This window comes from Arthrobacter sp. FW306-05-C, assembly GCF_021801725.1.
GTDB lineage: Bacteria > Actinomycetota > Actinomycetes > Actinomycetales > Micrococcaceae > Arthrobacter.
The window spans coordinates 835,445-848,738 of the sequence record NZ_CP084556.1; the positions used below are offsets into that span (position 1 = coordinate 835,445).

At 65.9% G+C, this 13,294-nt stretch carries 13 protein-coding genes; 11 read left to right on the plus strand and 2 right to left on the minus strand.

The window, feature by feature from the left end; all coding sequences use genetic code 11:
* The first annotated feature begins 113 nt into the window (after positions 1-113).
* From LFT44_RS03935 to LFT44_RS03970, 8 genes are all read left to right on the plus strand, one after another.
* Positions 114-803 (plus strand): GntR family transcriptional regulator, encoded by a 690-nt coding sequence (locus LFT44_RS03935; protein ID WP_236801205.1) that lies wholly within the window; start codon positions 114-116, stop codon positions 801-803.
* Positions 804-935: 132 nt separating this feature from the next.
* Entirely contained in the window at positions 936-1,934 is a 999-nt protein-coding gene (locus LFT44_RS03940; protein ID WP_236801206.1) for a sugar phosphate isomerase/epimerase family protein, read from the plus strand.
* A gap of 44 nt (positions 1,935-1,978) precedes the next feature.
* A complete protein-coding gene (gene dhaL / locus LFT44_RS03945; protein ID WP_236801207.1) occupies positions 1,979-3,700 on the plus strand; it encodes a dihydroxyacetone kinase subunit DhaL in 1,722 nt (573 codons plus the stop codon).
* Between the two features lie 10 nt (positions 3,701-3,710).
* Positions 3,711-4,205 (plus strand): ribose-5-phosphate isomerase, encoded by a 495-nt coding sequence (locus LFT44_RS03950; RefSeq protein ID WP_236801208.1) that lies wholly within the window; start codon positions 3,711-3,713, stop codon positions 4,203-4,205.
* Entirely contained in the window at positions 4,202-5,155 is a 954-nt protein-coding gene (locus tag LFT44_RS03955) for a 3-hydroxyacyl-CoA dehydrogenase family protein (RefSeq protein ID WP_236801209.1), read from the plus strand. Before LFT44_RS03950 ends, LFT44_RS03955 begins: the two co-directional genes overlap by 4 nt.
* Positions 5,156-5,211: 56 nt before the next feature.
* A complete protein-coding gene (locus LFT44_RS03960) occupies positions 5,212-5,979 on the plus strand; it encodes an SDR family NAD(P)-dependent oxidoreductase (RefSeq protein WP_236801210.1) in 768 nt (255 codons plus the stop codon).
* A gap of 104 nt (positions 5,980-6,083) precedes the next feature.
* Positions 6,084-7,430 (plus strand): MFS transporter, encoded by a 1,347-nt coding sequence (locus LFT44_RS03965; RefSeq protein ID WP_236801211.1) that lies wholly within the window; start codon positions 6,084-6,086, stop codon positions 7,428-7,430.
* Between the two features lie 28 nt (positions 7,431-7,458).
* Positions 7,459-8,235 carry a triose-phosphate isomerase family protein gene (locus LFT44_RS03970; protein ID WP_236801212.1) on the plus strand — a complete coding sequence of 259 codons (777 nt, stop codon included), beginning with the start codon at positions 7,459-7,461 and terminating at the stop codon, positions 8,233-8,235.
* Between the two features lie 22 nt (positions 8,236-8,257).
* Here LFT44_RS03970 and LFT44_RS03975 read toward each other — a convergent pair whose 3' ends face one another.
* The gene (locus tag LFT44_RS03975) at positions 8,258-8,740 is read right to left on the minus strand and encodes an SRPBCC family protein (RefSeq protein ID WP_236802793.1); all 483 of its coding nucleotides are present in this window, start codon (positions 8,738-8,740) and stop codon (positions 8,258-8,260) included.
* Positions 8,740-9,099, minus strand: coding sequence for an ArsR/SmtB family transcription factor (locus LFT44_RS03980; RefSeq protein WP_236801213.1), 360 nt, complete (start codon positions 9,097-9,099; stop codon positions 8,740-8,742). Before LFT44_RS03980 ends, LFT44_RS03975 begins: the two co-directional genes overlap by 1 nt.
* A gap of 253 nt (positions 9,100-9,352) precedes the next feature.
* On the opposite strand from LFT44_RS03980, the gene iolC reads away from it, so the two are divergent.
* The 3 genes from iolC to iolD are packed head-to-tail and all read left to right on the plus strand — an operon-like array spanning position 9,353 to position 13,292.
* Complete coding sequence (iolC, locus tag LFT44_RS03985; RefSeq protein ID WP_236801214.1) at positions 9,353-10,378, plus strand: 5-dehydro-2-deoxygluconokinase; 1,026 nt, start codon at positions 9,353-9,355, stop codon at positions 10,376-10,378.
* Positions 10,375-11,310: a Cgl0159 family (beta/alpha)8-fold protein gene (locus tag LFT44_RS03990; RefSeq protein WP_236801215.1), complete on the plus strand. Its 936-nt coding sequence runs from the start codon at positions 10,375-10,377 to the stop codon at positions 11,308-11,310. Before iolC ends, LFT44_RS03990 begins: the two co-directional genes overlap by 4 nt.
* A gap of 32 nt (positions 11,311-11,342) precedes the next feature.
* Entirely contained in the window at positions 11,343-13,292 is a 1,950-nt protein-coding gene (iolD, locus tag LFT44_RS03995) for a 3D-(3,5/4)-trihydroxycyclohexane-1,2-dione acylhydrolase (decyclizing) (protein WP_236801216.1), read from the plus strand.
* Positions 13,293-13,294 lie beyond the last annotated feature (2 nt).

Below are 13,294 nucleotides of genomic sequence, written 5' to 3' on the forward strand. Positions count from 1 at the left end.
CGCTTCTGTCCAGCATGGTGCCGTGCGGCAACCGTCCGCACGGCACCATGGCGGGTCCGGCAGCGCCCTTCACACTCGCGCTACCGCGCGTTCTGCGGCTATAGGATTTCTACATGGCAACCAAGCACCAGGCCTCCGGCGGCGTCAGCAGGCAGGTCCTCGCCGACCACGTTTATGAGGCGCTTCTCGTTGCCCTGATGGACGGGCGGCTGGAGGCCGGCACTCCCGTCAGCATTGACGGGATGGCCAGGGAACTGGACGTTTCCCCGACGCCGGTCCGTGAAGCCCTGGCCCGCCTGGAAGCTACGGGAATGGTCCGGAGGATGGCCCTGCGCGGTTACCGCGTGGCGCCGCTGTTCTCCCCCGAAGAGCTGGCAGACCTGATGGACGCCCGGCTGGTCATCGAGCCGGCGAACGCCTTCATGGCCTGCAAGCACGGGGATCCGCAACTGACCAAGCAGCTGGAACAGGCCATCGAGGACCTGAAGGCAGCCCCGCGGGGACCGTCCTTCAACGAGTTCCGGGCCTACTGGGAAGCCGACGAACGTTTCCACCGCCTGATAGCCGAGTTCGCTGACAATCAGTTCCTGCTGTCCGCCTATAACGCATTGGGTGGTCAGGTGCAGCGTTTCCGCTTCTTCGGGGGCCTGGGCGTGACCGACGCCGATTACGCAATTGCGGAGCACACCGAGATCCTCAAAGCCTTTGTGGCCGGTGACGCGGAACTTGCGCGGCAGAAAATGATCGAACACATCGAGGGCGTCAAACAGCGCTCACAGCATGACAGTGAAGTGCGCAGCTAGCAGTATCCAGCCGCCGCGCTGCCCCCTTTTCCCTAAACCTGCGCTTGAGCAGGCATAACAAAGCGCCCCTTGACAGGGCGGACAAGTAACGTAGATCCTATAGGAAATGCGATTCTAAATATGGAGTGAACAATGCCGTACACCGCCGAAAACTGGCCCATCGCCGCAGCCCTGCTGCAGTTCCCGGGCACCAAGCCCGATGGAAGCTCCGTCCAGGACGCGCCCGCCAGCGACTGGCAGAAGGTCTTCGAGGAAGTCGCTGACGCAGGCTTCACCAACGCCGACCTCACCGATAGCTGGGTACGCCCCGGTGACCTGTCCAGCGCCCGCCTCGATGAGCTGAAGTCCGCCGCCACCGCAGCCGGCCTGGGACTGCCTTCCATTTCCGCCATCCGCCGCAGCGTGATCGAAGAGGCCAACTGGGAAGACAACCTGGCCTACACCCACCGCACCCTGGAGGCCGCAGCGCAGCTCGGCTGCGAGGTGGTCTCGATCGGGCTGCACCAGGCCATCACCCCTGAACAGCAGAAGCAGCTGTGGTTCTGGACGGTTGAAGGCCACAAGGACCCCGTGGGGGACAAGGAAACGTGGAACAACGCCGTTACCCGCATCCGCGAAGTCGGCAAGCACGCCGCAGAACTCGGCCTCCTGGTATCGCTGGAGATGTACGAGGACACCTACCTGGGAACGGCCGATTCCTCCGTGCAGTTGGTTCAGGACGTCGACCTGCCCAATGTTGGCCTGAACCCGGACCTCGGCAACCTGATCCGCCTTCACCGTCCCATCGAGGACTGGCGTGAAGTGGTGCACAAGACCCTGCCGTACTCCAACTACTGGCACGTCAAGAATTACATCCGCGATGAGGACCGGGCCCGGGACCAGTACGTGGCCATGCCTGCCCCCATGGAATCCGGCCTCATCAGCTACCGCGAGGCCTTCCAGTTCGCCATCTCCGTCGGCTTCCAGGGCATCATTTGCACCGAACACTACGGTGGCGACGGCCTGAGCGTCACCGCGGCCAACCAGGACTACCTGCGCCGCCAGGTCCTGCCCAAGCGCGAGGGCTACAAGCTGGGCACCAGCCTGGTGGCCCAGGGCCGCCAGACCCCGGCGGCAGTTCCTGCCCGCTAGGCCTGCAGGCATCCCAACCGAGACGACCGGTTCAACGAGGAATCATGACAAAGATATTTGACGATCCAGCGCAGTTCGCAGACGAGGCCCTCGACGGTTTCGTCGCCGCCAACCGCCAGTACGTGGCCCGCGTTGACGGCGGCGTGGTCCGCTCCACCGAATCACCCGATGGCCAGGTGGCACTGGTCATCGGCGGCGGATCGGGCCACTACCCGGCCTTCGCCGGTCTGGTGGGCGCCGGGCTCGCTGCCGGGAGTGCCTGCGGCAACATGTTCGCTTCCCCCTCAGCGGGGCAGGTGTACCGCGTTGCCAAGGCATCCCAGACTGGCGGCGGCGTCCTGCTCAGCTACGGCAACTACGCCGGCGATGTGCTCCACTTCGGGCAGGCGCAGGACAAGCTGAACGCCGAGGGCATCGAAACCCGGACCGTCCTGGTCACCGATGATATTGCCAGCGCTCCGCTGGAAGAGATCGGCAAGCGCCGAGGCATCGCCGGCGACCTCACGGTCTTCAAGGTGGCCGGGGCGGCAGCGGAGGCCGGCCTGGACCTGGACGAGGTGGAGCGGCTCGCCATCAAGGCCAACCACCACACCCGCTCGTTGGGAGTTGCCTTCGCCGGCTGCACCCTCCCCGGCGCAGGTGAGCCCCTGTTCACGGTGCCGGAGGGCATGATGTCCGTGGGGCTCGGTATCCACGGCGAACCCGGGATCTCCGAGCAGCCCCTGCCCAGCGCCAGCGAGCTTGCGCAGCTGCTGGTGGACGGGCTGCTGAAGGACAAGCCGGAAACCGCGGGCCGGCGTGTGGTGCCCATCCTCAACGGCCTGGGCACGGTGAAGTACGACGAACTGTTCCTGCTGTTCGGCAAGATCGAGGCACTGCTCACCGAGGCCGGGCTGGAGATCGTGGAGCCCGAATGCGGTGAACTGGTGACCAGCCTGGACATGTCCGGCCTGTCCCTGACGCTGTTCTGGCTGGACGGGGAACTGGAAAAGTTCTGGTCCGCGCCGGCTGACACCCCCGCCTTCCGCAAGGGCAACCTGGCTCCCCGGCGTGCACGGTCCGTGGAGTCCCTTGAGGAGGCCGGAACCGAGCCGACGCTGGCTGCCACCCCCGCGTCAACTGCCCTGGCCGCCACGGCACTGGACGCGCTGAAGGAAGCCCAGGCCGTCGTCGTCGAACACGAAGAGGCGTTGGGCAAGCTGGACGCCATCGCCGGGGACGGTGACCACGGCATTGGCATGCGCCGCGGTGTTGATGCCGCCGTTGCCGCGGCCGAAAAGTCCCACGCTGCCGGCGCAGGGCTCGAGGAACTCCTCGCGGCGGCGGGGGAGCAGTGGGCAGAACGCGCGGGAGGCACCTCCGGGGCCCTCTGGGGCGCCGCCGTCACCGCCGTCGGAAAGACCCTTGGCAGCAAGGACTCCTACACTGCCGCCGACGCAGCGGCGGCCGTCAACGCCCTCCGCGACGCCATCATCACCCTGGGCAAGGCGGAAGCGGGGGACAAGACCATGGTGGACGCGCTGCTTCCGTTCGCCGAAACGTTCAGCAAGGCAATTGACGACGGCGGCAGCCTGGCTGCCAGCCTTCGCACAGCAGCGGAGGCGGCGGCAAAGGCCGCTGACGCAACTGCAGAGCTCAGCCCGAAAAAGGGCCGGGCCCGGCCGCTGGCGGAAAAGAGCCTGGGCCACCCGGACCCAGGAGCCGTGTCCTTCGGACTCATCGCCCGCAGGGTGGCCGACTACGCCGCCACCATCGAAAGCTCCTAAGGAGAACATCATGACCGAGAACACCCAGCCAGGCTGGCGCATCGTCGTCGGCAACGACGAAGCCGGCGTGGAATACAAGAACGCCCTGCGCGAACTGCTGGAGGCGGACCCCCGCGTTGCCTCGGTAGAGGATGTGGGAGTGGCATCCAACGATGCCACCGCGTACCCCCACCTGGCCGTCGCCGCCGCCCGCAAGGTGGCCGCCGGCGAAGCGGACCGCGCCCTCCTGATCTGCGGCACCGGCCTGGGCGTCGCTATTTCTGCCAACAAAGTACCGGGCATCCGCGCGGTCACCGCCCACGACAGCTACTCGGTGGAACGCTCCGTACTGTCCAACAACGCCCAGGTTCTGACCATGGGCCAGCGCGTCATCGGCTTGGAGCTCGCCAAGAAACTTGTGGGCGAGTGGCTGGACTACCGCTTCGACGAAAACTCCGCATCCGCGGCAAAAGTAGACGCCATCTCCTCCTACGAGGACGCGTCGGAAGGACTTGAGGACAAATGAGCACCCGTAACATCGCCGTCGTTGGCTCAGGCTACATGGGCGGCGGTATCGCCCAGGTCCTGGCACTCGCAGGAGCCCGCGTCGCGCTGGCCGACGTCTCCGCCGAGATCGCCCAGAGCAACTACGAGCGGCTGCTGAAGGAATCCGACGAGTTCGTCGCCGCAGGCCTCTTCCCGGCCAACGCCACGGACCTGCTCAAGGAAAACCTCTGGGCCGCCAAGGACATCGAGGAAGCAGTGGCCGGCGCTGAGTACATCGAGGAGGCCGTGCCCGAAGTCCTCGAAATCAAGCACGCCACCCTGAGCCGGATCAGCGCCGCAGCGCGCCCCGACGCCATCATCGGTTCCAACACCTCCACCATCTCCATCGCCAAACTGGCCGAGGTAGTGGAAAACCCGGAGCGGTTCCTGGGCGTCCACTTCTCCAACCCGGCACCGTTCATCCCCGGCGTGGAAGTCATCCCGCACGAAGGAACCTCCGAGGCCACCGTCCAGGCCGCGCGCACCATCGTGGGGGAGACCGGCAAGGAAACCGCCACCGTCAAGGACGTCACCGGCTTCGTGCTGAACCGGCTCCAGTACGCCCTCTTCCACGAGGCCGCGCAGGTGGTGGAGGAAGGCATCGCCAGCGCGGAGGACGTGGACACCCTGGTTCGTACCACCTTCGGTTTCCGGCTGCCCTTCTTCGGCCCCTTCGCCATCGCCGACATGGCAGGGCTGGATGTCTACGCCTTCTGCTACAAGTCGCTGCAGACCGGCTTCCCGGAGCGGTTCGCCACCCCGAAGATCCTGCAGGAAAAGGTCGACGCCGGCCAGCTCGGCACCAAGACCGGCTCCGGCTTCCTTGACGTCCCCGCAGACCGCACCGCAGCCCTGGTTGCCTACCGGAACAAGGCGTACGTCGCCATGCAGAAGCTCATCGAGGAACTGGGCCCGGCCCCGCTGTCCTGAGTTTTGCGGACTAGCGCTTTCCGGGACCAAAACCACCCCTTTAGAAGGAACACTTCATGACAGCATTTCCCGCAGACCGCACGGTGATCGTCACCGGCGCCGTCTCCGAGCGCGGCATCGGCCGTGCCACCGCCGACTACCTGGCCGAGCGCGGCTGGAACATCGGCGTGATCGACCTCGATGACGCGGCCTGCAAAGCGGTGGCCAAGGAACTGGCGGAAAAGCACGGCGTCAAATCCCATGGCGCCGGCGCAAACATTGCCGACGAAGCATCGGTCCGGGCCGCGATCGACGAGATCGAAGCGGAACTGCCGCAGCTGGTGGCGCTGGCCAACATCGCAGGCGTCAGCTCCCCGGTGCCCTACCTCGAACTCGACGGCGCCGAGTGGGACCGCGTCATCAACATCAACCTGAACGGTGTCCACTACGCCACCCGCCGGGCCGCCGAGTCGATGGTCAAGAACCGGCTGGGACGGATTGTCAACATCTCCTCGGTCTCCGCCCAGCGCGGCGGCGGAACCTTCAGCAAGACCCCGTACTCGGTGGCGAAGGCCGGCGTCATCGGCCTGACCCGTGCCACCGCCCGGGAACTGGGGGAGTACGACATCACGGTCAACGCCATTTCACCGGGCCCGATTGACACCGACATCATGGGCGGCACTCTCAGTGAGGAACGCAAGGATGAGTTGGTCAAGGACCTGGTGGTGAACCGGGTGGGCAGCCCCCGCGACGTGGCGGCAGCCATCTCCTTCCTGATCGGCGAAGACTCAGGCTACATCTCCGGCCAGACACTGAACGTCGACGGCGGACTCTACATGCACTAACGGCGCGCCTTCCCGGCCAAATTGAAAGGCCGGGCGCCACCCACTAAGCCAGCGGGCCGCCGGCCCCCTGGTACCACCAACATCACCACTCGAAGGAGAGTGTTGTGTCCGAAACCACCGCAACATCCAAGGAGCTTCTGGCCCGTCCGGTCCTGAAGTCCGCGATCTTCAAGGCAGCCCGCCGGCTCATGCCGATGCTGGTCATCCTGTACGTCGTTTCGTTCCTGGACCGCACCAACGTCGGCTTTGCCGAGGCGGCGCTGGGAGCTGACAAGGGAGTGTCCGCCGCGGCCTTCGCCCTGGGCGCCGGCATCTTCTTCATTGGCTATGCGATCTTCGAGATTCCCAGCAACCTGCTGCTCAAGAGGGTCGGCGCCAAGATCTGGCTGGCCCGCATCGCCATCACCTGGGGCATCGTCTCCGCCTGCTTCGCCTTTGTACAGGGCGAGACGTCCTTCGTGATCCTGCGTTTCCTCCTGGGCGTGACCGAAGCCGGGCTGTTCCCCGGCGTGATCATGTACCTTGCCGAATGGTTCCCCAACAAGGTGCGCGTCCAGATGTTCGCCATCTTCTACCTGGCCCAGCCGTTCTCGCAGATGATCGGCAACCCGCTGTCGGGCTGGCTGATCAACATCGGTGACCAGGTGCCCGGCCTGCGCGGCTGGCAGGTCATGTTCTTCGTTGAAGGCATGCTGGCCGTCCTGGCAGGCATCGCAGCCTTCTTCTTCCTGATCAATGGTCCGGAAAAGGCGAAGTTCCTCAGCAGCGATGAGAAGTACGCGCTGAAGGAAGTCATGGCCCTTGAGGACAACATCAAGGATGAGCACGGTCCGCGCGGCATCCTCGCTGCCATGCGCAACGGCCGCGTCTGGTACTTCACCGTGATCTACTTCTGCCTGCAGGTCGCCGTGTATGGCGTGACGTTCTTCCTGCCCCAGCAGGTGTCTTCCCTCACCGGGCAGAAGGTGGGGCTCGCCGTCGGCCTGTTGATTGCCGTTCCGTGGTTCTTCGGCATCTTCTCCTGCTACTTCATCGGCAAGGCCGCGGATACCGTAGCCAAGCGCCGGAAGTTCGGCACCATCCTTTTCATCTCCACCGGCCTGTGCATCTTCGGGTCGGCCTGGGCGGGGACCAACCACCAGCCGGTGCTGGGCATGATCTTCATAACCCTGGCTGTCTGCAGCTTCCTGGCCGTGGGTCCCGTGGTCTGGTCCTATCCCACCGCGTTCCTCGCGGGTTCAGCTGCTGCCGCCGGCATCGGCCTGATCAACTCCCTGGGCAACCTGGGCGGCTTCGTGGCGCCGATCCTCCGGACTGCCGTCAACGAGGCGACCCAATCGCCCACCGGCTCCATGGGCGTCTATGCCCTGGGTGTCCTGCCATTCGTCGCGGCGGCGATGATGTTCGCCACCCGGCGCTTCAAGAACAAGGCCGACGACCTGCTCGACTGAGCGGGCCCACCATCCACGCAAGGAATCCATGAGCACCTCCGGCAGCAACGCAGGCAGCGGCACCCTCTACATCGGTGTCAGCACCAAAATGTACCTGGGCTACCAGGCAAGCCTGCGCTGGCTGTCGGAGGTGCGCTCCATTGTGGACGAGAGACCAGGACTGGCTGGGAATCAGCCCGTCCGGGTCTTCGTCATCCCGTCCTTTCCGGTCCTGGAACCCGCAGGCCGGGTCCTGGCCGGCTCGCCCGTGCTGCTTGGGGCGCAGAACTGCGCCTGGGGGGACGGGCCGTTGACCGGGGAAGTCAGCCCGGGGATGCTCGCCGAACTCGGCGTCTCGCTCGTGGAAATTGGCCACGCGGAACGCCGCAAACTCTTTGCCGAGGATGACGCCGTGGTGGCACGCAAGGTGCGTGCCGCCGCCGGCCATTCCCTCACCCCGCTGCTCTGCATCGGTGAGCCGGACAGGCTCGACGCCGGAGCTGCCGCCGCCTTTTGCGTGGCGCAGGTCCGCTCCGCCACCGCGGGGGATGCGGCCCTGCTCAGCCGGCTGGTCCTGGCCTACGAGCCGGTGTGGGCCATCGGCGCGCAGGAACCCGCCCCGCCGCAGCACGTCAACTCAGTCCTGGCCCAGATCCGTGCTGAGCTGGGCGCAGACTGCCCCCTCATTTACGGCGGCAGCGCCGGCCCCGGGCTGCTGCCCCAACTGCCGGCCGCGGATGGACTCTTCCTGGGCCGGTTCGCCCACGATGCCGCCAACCTGGGCCGTGTCCTGGACGAAGCCATCGCCCTTGCCAAGACCCGCTAAGACCCGCAACTAAGTCCGCGGCTCAGACCCGCGCCCCCGCCAGTAATTCCTCAAGCCGCTCATAGCCCTCGCTGAGGCCGCCTTCCATGCCCGATTGGGCCATGCCGTCGCGCGCCTCCTGGCTGGGGTACACCGAGTGCCCCCGCAACCGCGTGCGTCCGTTGCCCAGGTCCTCGAAGGTCATGAACTCCAGGCTCACCACGTCCGGGTACCCGCCGAACTCGAAGGTCTGCAGGGCAAACTCGTTTTCGCGGACCGTGTGGAAGATGCCGCGGAACTCGTAGGACACCCCGTCAGGGCCGGTGTGGATGTATCGGTAACTCCCGCCGGTGCGGAAATCGTAATGGTCGATCTCCATTTTCATGCCCCGCGGGCCCAGCCACTGGACAATCAGGTCCGGCTCTTTGTGCGCGCGGAACACATCCGCCACCGGGAAATCGAACTCGCGCTCGTAATCGATAAAGGGGACGCCCTCAGGAACGCTGAGTTTCAGGGAATTGCTCATCATGACTCCTTGGAGGATTGGCCGCCGCTTGCCGCAGCGTGTTCTTTCAGCACCGCGTCGAGGTTGCGGAACTGCCCTTCGCGGACCAACCGGTACTGGTCAATCCACGCGGTAAGCGCCTCAAGCCGCGCGGGGTTCAGGTGCACGGGCCGGCGCTGGGCATCCCTGCTTCGGGTCACCAGCTGCGCCTGCTCGAGTACCTGGATGTGCTTCGAGACTGCCTGTTTGGAAATCTCGAACGGTTCCGCCAGTTCGTTGACGGTGGCGGGACCCCTGCTCAGCCGGGCAATGATGCTGCGCCGGACGGGATCGGCCAGGGCCAGGAAAGCCGTGTCCAAAGCCGCGTCGTCGGAGATCATGTCCAGCCTTTCGAGTAATCAACCTGGTTGTTTATCAACCTATCGGTTGATTAACGATACGTCCGCTGCAGTAGCCGCGCAAGAGTCGAGGGGAAAGCCTTGCGAGCCTGCCGCGTAAGTATGTCAGTACAAACCTTTGACAGGACATTAGATCTGGGGCAAAGTAATGGCTGTGGCCCACACCACGCCGGCAAGCCCGGAAGTCCCGCCCGCAAGGGGCCGACGTTCCACACCAGAAAGGTCAACGATTCCCGTGACCCACGAGCTTCTTACGATCGGGCGCATCAGCGTTGATATCTACCCGAACGACATCGGGGTTGGCCTGGAGGATGTCAATTCCTTCGGCAAGTACCTGGGCGGTTCACCGTCGAACGTCGCTGTTGCCGCCGCCCGCCACGGCCGCCGGACCGGTGTGATCACCCGGACCGGGGATGACCCGTTCGGTGAATACCTGCACCGCGAGCTGCGCAAGTTCAACGTCGACGACACCTTTGTCACACCCGTCAAGGACTGGCCCACGGCCGTGACGTTCTGCGCGATCAAACCGGCAACGGACGAGTTCCCGCTGTACTTCTACGGCCGGTTCCCCACGGCTCCGGACCTGCAGATCAGGGCCGAGGAGCTGGACCTTGATGCCATCCGCCAGGCGGGGATTTTCTGGTCCACGGTCACGGGTCTGTGCCAGGAGCCCAGCCGCAGCGCGCACCTTGCCGCCCATGAGGCCCGTCCCCGTACCGGCCTGGCCGAGGGGCAGTTCACTATCCTGGACCTGGACTACCGGCCGATGTTCTGGGCCTCGGAGGAAGAGGCCCGTGCCGAGGTGGCTAAGGTCCTGCCGCACGTGACTGTTGCCATCGGCAATGACAAGGAATGCGCCGTGGCCGTGGGTGAGGGAACCCCTGATGAGCAGGCGGACCGTTTGCTGGCCGCCGGCGTGGAGATCGCCGTCGTCAAGCTCGGCCCCGAAGGCGTGATGGCCAAGACCCGCACCGAACGTGCGGTCTCCGCCCCCGTCCCGGTGGAGACGCTGAACGGCCTGGGTGCCGGCGACTCCTTCGGCGGCGCCTTTGTCCACGGGCTGCTGTCCGGCTGGCCGCTGGCCCAGGTCCTGGACTACGCAAATGCCGCTGGGGCGATCGTTGCCTCGCGGTTGTCCTGCGCTGATGCGATGCCGACGCCGGAGGAAGTCACCTCGCTGCTGGCCGAACGCGGCCGCGATGTCCCTGCTACTGCTCCGGGCACTGTTACCCAGCTTGCCACCGAAGGAGCAGCACTGTGACGCTCACGCCCCTAACCCCTGACAGTGCCCTGAACGACGATCCGCGCCGCTACGAGCACCTAAGCACCATCCGCCTGGAAGATCCGGATGCTGTGGCCCGGGCTGCCAAGTCCCGCCGCCGCCACCCCGGCCTCAAGGCCGGTCGGCAGAACTTCATCGTTGCCGCAGACCACCCTGCCCGCGGCGCCTTGGCGGTCGGCAACGACCCGGTGGCCATGGCTGACCGCCGCCAGTTGCTGGACCGTTTGCAGATGGCGCTGGCCAACCCCGCCGTCGATGGTGTCCTGGCCTCCCCGGACATTATGGATGACCTGCTGCTCCTGGGTGCCCTGGACGGCAAGCTGGTGTTCGGTTCGATGAACCGCGGTGGCCTGGCCGGGCTGGTCAACGAGTTCGATGACCGGTTCACCGGGCACACCGCCGCCGCCCTTGAGGCCCTGGGCGCGGACGGCGGGAAGATGCTCACCCGCATCTGCCTGGGCGACCCCGACACCGTGGTGACCCTGGAGGCGACCGCCAAGGCCATCGATTCCCTGGCCGAGCGGAAGCTGATTGCCATGGTGGAACCGTTCCTGTCCGTCCGGGAGAACGGCCGGGTTCGCAACGACCTGTCGACCAATGCGGTGATCAAGTCCATCGCGATCGCAGAGGGCCTGGGTTCCACCAGCGCGTATACCTGGATGAAGCTTCCGGTGGTGGCTGAGATGGAACGCGTCATGGCCGCCACCACCATGCCCACCGTCCTGCTGGGTGGAGACCCGGACGGGTCCCAAGACGAGGTCTTTGCGTCCTGGCAGGCAGCCCTTGCCCTGCCCGGCGTGCAGGGCCTCACGGTTGGCCGGACCCTGCTCTACCCCGCCGACGGGGACGTCGCGGGCGCCGTCGCCACGGCCGCTTCCCTCCTTCACCACACCGCAGAAGCATCGGAGTAACTCCCATGGGATCCACAGCAGGAACGCGCAGGATGACCGTTGCGCAAGCCGTCGTCGAATACCTTTCCAAGCAGTACACCGTTGACTCGGTGGGCGGTGTTGAGTTCCGTGAGCGTCTCATTCCTGGGACGTTCGGGATTTTCGGGCACGGCAACGTGGCCGGAGTGGGCCAGGCGCTGAAGCAGTACCAGCAGCTGGATCCGGCCATCATGCCGTACTACCAGGGCCGGAACGAGCAGGCCCAGGTCCACCAGGCCGTGGGGTATGCCCGGCACACCCGCCGCCGCCAGACCTACGCGATCAGCACCTCCATCGGCCCGGGCTCCTCCAACCTGCTGACCGGCGCCGCGCTGGCCACCACCAACCGCCTGCCGGTGCTGCTGCTGCCCAGTGACACCTTTGCCACCCGCGCCGCGGACCCGGTGCTGCAGCAGCTCGAACAGCCCTACGCTTACGACCTGACGGTCAATGACGCGTTCCGGCCGCTGTCCAAGTTCTTCGACCGCGTCAACCGGCCGGAGCAGTTGTTCTCCGCGTTCCACCACGGCCTGCGTGTCCTCACCGACCCGGCCGAGACGGGAGCGGTGACGATTTCGTTGCCGCAGGACGTCCAGGCCGAGGCCTTCGATGTTCCCGAGGAGTTCCTGGCCGAGCGGGAGTGGCGGATCCGCCGCCCCGACGCCGAGGACGACGACATCGCCCGCGCCGCCGCGGCGATACGGGCCGCCAAGCGCCCGCTGATCATTGCCGGCGGCGGTGTCCTCTACGCCTACGCAAACGATGAGCTCGCGAAGTTCGTGGAGCTGACCGGCATCCCGGTGGGCAACACGCAGGCCGGCGTCGGCGTGCTGCCCTGGGACCACAAGTACTCCCTGGGCGCCATCGGGTCCACGGGCACGACGGCGGCGAACGCCATCGCCGCCGGGGCGGACCTGATCATCGGCATCGGCACCCGCTACGAGGACTTCACCACGGCGTCCCGGACCGCCTTCCAGAACCCGGACGTGAAGTTCGTGAACATCAACGTCGCCCCGATCGACGCCTACAAGCACGGCACCACGCTTCCGATCGTCGCCGATGCCCGCAAGGCACTGGTCAAGCTCAACGCAGCCCTTGGCGGGTACCGGGTGGGAGCAGACCTTGAGCAGAAGATCGAGGCCGAGAAGAAGCGCTGGAACGCCACCGTGGACGAGGCCTTCGACACCCGCTACACCCCGCTGCCGGCGCAGAACGAAATCATCGGCGCTACCAACCGGGCCATGGACGCCCGCGACGTGGTGGTCTGCGCCGCCGGTTCCCTGCCCGGTGACCTGCACAAGATGTGGCGGGTCCGGGACCCGTTCGGTTACCACGTTGAGTACGCCTATTCCTGCATGGGCTATGAGATCCCCGGCGGCCTGGGCGTCAAGCGCGCCGTGATCGCCGAAGCGGCAAGTACGACGGCGGCCGGAGGATCAGGCGATCAGGTGCGGGACGTCGTCGTCATGGTGGGGGACGGCTCCTACCTGATGATGCATACCGAACTGGTTACCGCCGTCGCAGAACGCATCAAGCTGATCGTGGTCCTGATCCAGAACCACGGCTTCGCCTCCATCGGCTCGCTCTCCGAATCCATCGGCTCGCAGCGGTTCGGAACCAAGTACCGGGCCTTGAACGAAGAGGCGCACAGCTTTGATGAGGGCGAGACCCTGCCCGTGGACCTGGCCCTGAACGCCCAGTCCCTGGGCGTGAAGGTCATCCGGATCGAACCCGGCGAGAAGGTCATCGCAGAACTCGAACAGGCCGTCCGCGACGCAAAGGCCGCGCCCGAAGGCAGCGGCCCCATCCTGATCCACGTCGAATCAGATCCGCTCCTGGACGCGCCGTCCTCCGAGTCCTGGTGGGACGTCCCCGTCTCCCAGGTGGCCGAACTGGAATCCACCAAGCAGGCCTTCCGGGCCTACACCGACCACAAGTCACGCCAGCGCAAACTGCTCGGCTAATC